The sequence below is a fragment of the Rhodopseudomonas sp. genome, from assembly GCF_048594845.1.
GTDB lineage: Bacteria > Pseudomonadota > Alphaproteobacteria > Rhizobiales > Xanthobacteraceae > Rhodopseudomonas.
In genome coordinates this window covers 1-4,630 of the sequence record NZ_JBMDXE010000359.1, presented here as the reverse complement: position 1 = coordinate 4,630, position 4,630 = coordinate 1, and the positions used below count along the sequence as shown (strand labels likewise).

Sequence of the window (4,630 nt, the reverse complement as noted above, 5' to 3'; positions counted from 1 at the left end):
CGGCAGCGCTACCGGCTGATCGAGTTGCAGCGCTGGCGCGACAAGCGCGACCTCGATTTCAAATTGTGGCCGAAGCACTGGCCGTTCGATGCGCGGCTCGCCGACGGCGTGGTGCTGGCCGCGCTCGCCGCCGGTCTCGATCCGGAGCCGTATATGCAGCGCGCCTATTCGGGGGTGTGGCAGACCGAGCGCAATCTCGCCGATCCTTTGGTGCTGACCGAACTCGCCGCTGCGGCCGGTCTGCCGGGCGAAAAGCTGGTGGCGCACGCCGCCTCGGACCAGATCCGCGCCGTCTATGAGCAGAACCGGCAGGACGCGATCGCCGCCGGGGTGTTCGGCTCTCCGGCCTATGTGCTGGATGGCGAAGTGTTCTGGGGGCAGGACCGGATCGAACTGCTGGGCGACGCGTTGAAATCCGGCCGCGCGCCGTATCGCGCGCCGGCCTGAGACCCCATATCCGCGGGGTCTCTTTCTGCCAGCGGAGCTTACGATGACCATGGTGCTTCCCGATGCGATCCGCTCCGGCCCGGCGCGGCGCCTGCTGTGGATCGCTGCGCTCGGCGCGGCCGTTGGATTTGGCGGCGGCATCGCATCGGCCGATCCGCTGCCGGACAGCGAGAACGGCGGCTACACCTTCACGCCGAATGCCGACGGTGTGACGCGGCTCGACACCCGCACCGGCAAGGTGTCGACCTGCACCGACAAGGGCAATGGCTGGGCCTGCTATGAGGTGGCCGACGAGCGCGCCGCGTTCGATGCCGAAATCGGCCGGCTGCAGACCGATAACGACCGGCTGAAGAAAGAGGCCGAGGCGCTCCGGGTCGAGAACGACAGCCTCAAGACGCAGCTCGCGCAGCGCGGCCCGGGCGTCTCCGGCAAGATCGACGAAGCGATGCCGAAGACCGACAAGCTGCCGGCCCCGGAGGTCACCACCAAGGATGGCCAGCGCAAGCTGGAGATCCCGCTGCCGAGCGATCAGGACGTCGATCGCGTCGTCGGTTTCCTCGAGCGCGCGTGGCGGCGGCTGATGGAGATGGCGCAGCGCATCCAGCGCGAGACCTCCGGCGACGGCAAGACCTGAGGGGCGCGCGAACTCCGGCGCTGCAAAGCGTTGGACGCGTTGCTTCTGGGCTGGTGCGCTGCGTGAGAAGGCGCTGACTGGGATTCAGATACGAGGTTCGGATGAGCTCATCCCGCACGATCACCCGCGGCCCGGTCGCGGCAGCGGCCGTGACCCACGTCGCGTCGTCGCTGCTGACGGTGCAGACGAGTGGGGCAGGCTTTGTCGACATCACTCGCGACATCGCGAAATTCGTCGCCGAGGCGGGTGCACGAGACGGATCGCTGACAGTATTCGTGCGCCACACCTCGGCGTCGCTGACGATTCAGGAAAACGCCGATCCGACGGTGCTGGTCGATCTCACCACGGTGCTGAACAAGCTCGCCCCCGAAAATGCCGGCTGGGTCCATGACACCGAGGGGCCGGACGACATGCCGGCGCATGTGAAGTCGATGCTGACGGCGACGTCGCTGCAGATCCCGGTGCTACAAGGTCGCCTCGCGCTCGGCACCTGGCAGGGCATCTACTTGATCGAACACCGCCGCCGCCCGCACCGCCGAGAGGTGGTGCTGCAGTTTCTGGGGACGACAGGATAAAGTCGCCCCTCAGTTACTCCGTCATTGCGAGCGCAGCGAAGCAATCCAGCGCCGTGCACTGCGCTGGATTGCTTCGTCGCTTCGCTCCTCGCAATGACGAGACGGCAGTTGTCGGTGTCAAAACTTGCAACGGTGCCCTCCCCCCTCCCTCACCCCCGTGCGGGCGAGGGGGGGGGGAGGGCGACGCCGCCCCCAGACCCGCTTCAAACAAAACGGCCGCGGATCGCTCCGCGGCCGTTCGCATTCCAAGTGGTGGGTGCGGCGTCGCCGCCGGAACGCGGGTCATCAGGTGCTGCTGATGTCGACGTCCTTGGTCTCCGGCAGGAAGATCAGGCCGATCACCACGGTGATCGAAGCGAAGATGATCGGGTACCACAGGCCGGCGTAGATATCGCCGGTCGAGGCCACGATCGCGAAGGCGGTCGCCGGCAGCAGGCCGCCGAACCAGCCGTTGCCGATATGGTAGGGCAGCGACATCGAGGTGTAGCGGATGCGGGTTGGGAACAGTTCGACCAGCATCGCGGCGATAGGCCCGTACACCATGGTGACGAACAGCACCAGGATGAACAGCAGCCCGATCACCGCCGCGGTGCGCGCCTTGAAGATGTCGAACGGGTTCGACATCTTGATGATGTCCGGATTGCCGGCCTTCGGATAGCCGGCCGCCTGGATCGCCGCCAGCACCGCCGGGTTCGACGTCTTGGCGTCGGTGTAGGGAACGTCGGTGCCGTTCACCGTCACCTTCACGGGCGAGCCTGCCGGTGCCTTCGCGGTCGTGTACTTGACCGACGACTGCGACAGGTAGGCGCGGGCGGTGTCGCACGGCGCGGTGAAGACGCGGGTGCCGACCGGGTTGAACAGGTCGCCGCACTGCGCCGGATCCGCCACGACCTCGACCTTGACGGTCTCGATCGCCTTTTCCAGCGCCGGGTTGGCGTTGGTGGTGATGGCCTTGAAGATCGGGAAGAACGACAGAGCCGCGATCGCGCAGCCGGCCAGGATGATCGGCTTGCGTCCGATCTTGTCCGACAGCCAGCCGAAGAAGATGAAGAACACGGTGCCGAGCAGCAGCGACCAGGCGATCAGCAGGTTCGACGTATAGCCGTCGACCTTCAGGATCGATTGCAGGAAGAACAGCGCGTAGAACTGGCCAGTGTACCAGACCACGCCCTGACCCATCACGCCGCCGAGCAGCGCGATCAGCACGATCTTGGCGTTGCCCCAGTTGGCGAAGGCTTCGGTCAGCGGCGCCTTCGAGCTCTTGCCCTCTTCCTTCATCTTCTGGAACACCGGCGACTCGTTGAGCCGCAGCCGGATCCAGACCGAGACGCCGAGCAGCGCCACCGAGACCAGGAACGGAATGCGCCAGCCCCAGGCGGCGAATTCGGGTTCGCCCAGGATGGTGCGGGTCGCCAGGATCACCAGCAGCGACAGGAACAGGCCGAGCGTCGCCGTGGTCTGAATGAACGAGGTGTAATAGCCGCGTTTGCCGGGCGGAGCGTGTTCCGCCACATAGGTCGCCGCACCGCCATATTCGCCGCCGAGCGCGAGGCCCTGCAGCAGGCGCAGGCCGATCAGGATGATCGGCGCCGCAATGCCGATCGTCGCCGCATTCGGCAGCAGGCCGACGATGAAGGTCGACAGACCCATGATCAGGATGGTGACCAGGAAGGTGTATTTACGGCCGACGAGGTCGCCGACCCGGCCGAACACGATGGCGCCGAACGGACGCACCAGGAAGCCGGCGGCGAAGGCCAGCAGCGCGAAGATGTCCCGGGTTGCCGGCGGATAGGCGCTGAAGAACTGCGCGCCGATGATGGCGGCCAGCGATCCGTACAAATAGAAATCGTACCACTCGAAAACAGTACCGAGCGACGAGGCGACAATGACGAAACGTTCGTCCTTCGTCATCCCGCCGGACCGAACGGGCGTCGCGGCATAAGTCGACATTAGCGAGTACCTCCCTCTGACAGTGAAATCATGTTGTTTTTCTTGTTCTTGCCGTGCCGCGGCAGGCGGACACAGTACGTTAGATGCAAGGTAACATCGTCGAGATTGTCAGGCATTACGACTTTCGGCCGGTGTTCCGTCTCCGTTCTTGCGCTTGCTCAATGTTTTGGGTTGCAAGTAAGGGCAGGATGGTACGCGAAGGCAGCTAAACGCCTTGCCAGCCGTCGACCTTTGGGGCGACACTTCATCCGACCTGCGCGCGCGCGGGCCTGAATGCGAGACTGTTGATTATCGCTTGCGCACAAGGGACATCATGAGCACGCCCGCCAGCACGCATTTGATCATCGCCGACGACCACCCGCTATTCCGCGACGCCCTTCGGCTCGCCGTCTCCAGCGTGGTTCCCGGTGCGAAAATCGGCGAAGTCGGTTCGTTCGAGGACCTCACCGCGCTGCTCGAGCGCGAGGGGGACGTCGATCTGGTCCTGCTCGATCTCAAGATGCCAGGGATCAGCGGCTTCTCCGGACTGATCTATCTCCGCGCCCAATACCCGGCGATTCCCGTGGTGGTGGTCTCGGCCAGTGACGACGTCGACACGATCCGCCGCTCTCTCGATTTCGGCGCATCGGGCTTCGTGCCCAAGCGGTTCGGCGTCGAGAAGCTCGGCGACGCGATCCTGCGGGTGCTCGACGGCGATGTCTGGGTTCCGCCGGATGTCGACCTCTCGGCCGCGGCCGACCCGGAGACCAGCAAGCTGCGCGACCGCCTGGTGACTCTGACGCCGCAGCAGGTGCGGGTGCTGATGATGCTGTCCGAAGGGCTGCTCAACAAGCAGATCGCCTACGAGCTCGGCGTGTCGGAAGCCACCATCAAGGCCCACGTGTCGGCGATCCTGCAAAAGCTCGGGGTCGAAAGCCGTACCCAGGCGGTGATCGCCGCGGCGAAGATCTCCGGCAACCAGTGGCGCCAGGAAGAGCCGATCGCGTCGTAGACTTCGTCGTCTTGTCCGCCTGAGAAAGCCTTT

The 4,630-nt window shown here is 65.2% G+C and carries 5 protein-coding genes; 4 read left to right on the top strand and 1 reads right to left on the bottom strand.

Translation table 11 applies throughout. From position 1 onward, the window contains the following. The 3 genes from ACOJTD_RS24535 to ACOJTD_RS24525 form a co-directional block, all read left to right on the top strand. Positions 1 to 447, top strand: a 447-nt coding sequence (locus ACOJTD_RS24535; protein ID WP_420135458.1) for a 2-hydroxychromene-2-carboxylate isomerase, incomplete at its 5' end; no start/stop codon positions are given. Between the two features lie 43 nt (positions 448 to 490). Next, complete coding sequence (locus tag ACOJTD_RS24530) at positions 491 to 1,081, top strand: hypothetical protein (protein WP_420135457.1); 591 nt, start codon at positions 491 to 493, stop codon at positions 1,079 to 1,081. A 101-nt stretch (positions 1,082 to 1,182) separates the two neighbouring features. Continuing rightward, the gene (locus tag ACOJTD_RS24525; protein WP_420135456.1) at positions 1,183 to 1,656 is read left to right on the top strand and encodes a secondary thiamine-phosphate synthase enzyme YjbQ; all 474 of its coding nucleotides are present in this window, start codon (positions 1,183 to 1,185) and stop codon (positions 1,654 to 1,656) included. Between the two features lie 285 nt (positions 1,657 to 1,941). On the opposite strand, the gene ACOJTD_RS24520 is transcribed toward ACOJTD_RS24525, so the two are convergent. Next, complete coding sequence (locus ACOJTD_RS24520; RefSeq protein ID WP_420135455.1) at positions 1,942 to 3,606, bottom strand: MFS transporter; 1,665 nt, start codon at positions 3,604 to 3,606, stop codon at positions 1,942 to 1,944. Positions 3,607 to 3,919: 313 nt separating this feature from the next. On the opposite strand from ACOJTD_RS24520, the gene ACOJTD_RS24515 reads away from it, so the two are divergent. Then, a complete protein-coding gene (locus ACOJTD_RS24515) occupies positions 3,920 to 4,597 on the top strand; it encodes a response regulator (protein WP_420135454.1) in 678 nt (225 codons plus the stop codon). The last annotated feature ends 33 nt before the right edge of the window (positions 4,598 to 4,630 follow it).